The organism is Neisseria benedictiae, from assembly GCF_958267435.1.
In the GTDB taxonomy this organism is placed as follows: Bacteria; Pseudomonadota; Gammaproteobacteria; order Burkholderiales; family Neisseriaceae; genus Neisseria; species Neisseria bergeri.
Map to the genome: position 1 here is coordinate 1 of NZ_CATQFV010000072.1, position 939 is coordinate 939.

Genomic DNA, 939 nt, shown 5'->3' on the forward strand with positions numbered 1-939 from the left:
GACCTGCGCTATATCGGGGAATGAATCGACGCAAAGGAAATGCCGTCTGAACATGCGTTCGGGCGGCGTTTTGTTGGGGGTATCGGAGCGGAACGTCTGAAAAAGGGTCTCAGGCGGCCTTTGGGTGTGTGGCGGCAGTTGAAAACGTGATAAGGCTGAGACCTTTGCAAAATTCCTTTTCCCCCAACAGCCGAAACCCCCAACACAGGTTTTCGGCTGTTTTCGTTTCAAATATCCACTAATTCTACCCCAATACCCCCTTAATCCTCCCCGGATACCCGATAATCAGGCATCCGGGCCGCCTTTTAGGCGGCAACAGGCACACTTAGCCTGTTGGCGGCTTTCAACAGGTTCAAACACATCGCCTTCAGGTGGCTTTGCGCACTCACTTTGAGCAGACCAAAATAGGCTGCCCGCGCATAGCGGAATTTACGGTGCAACGTACCGAAGCTTTGTTCGACCACATAACGGGTCTTCGATAAATATCGGTTGCGTTTGGTTTGTGCTTCCGTCAGCGGACGGTTGCGGTGGGCTTTGCGCATAATGCCGTCTAACAACTGATGCTCTTTCAGATGTTGCCGGTTTTCCTTACTGTCGTAGCCTTTGTCGGCATAGACGGCCGTACCTTCGGCTATCCCTTCCAGCAAAGGCGACAGGTGGTTGCACTCATGGGCATTGGCGGGAGTGATGTGCAGTTTCTCGATATAGCCTTCCTCATCGGTGCGGGTATGTTGTTTGTAACCGAGTTTGTAGAGGCAGTTTTTCTTTGTCCAACGGGCATCTTTGTCTTTACTCGGTGTGGTTTGTCCGCTGACTTGTCCTTTGTTATCGACTTCTATAGCCTGACGCTGTTTGCTGCCGACAGTCTGAATAATGGTGGCGTCAATGACGGCGGCGGATGCTTTCTCTACTTTTAAGCCTTTTTCGGTCAGTTGGCGG

Annotated in this window: 1 protein-coding gene; it reads right to left on the reverse strand. The window is 51.8% G+C overall.

Going from position 1 to position 939, the window contains the following annotated elements; translation table 11 throughout:
* Window positions 1–305: 305 nt before the first annotated feature.
* The coding region (locus Q3O12_RS09410) for an IS5 family transposase (protein WP_301670205.1) at window positions 306–939 on the reverse strand (634 nt) is incomplete at its 5' end.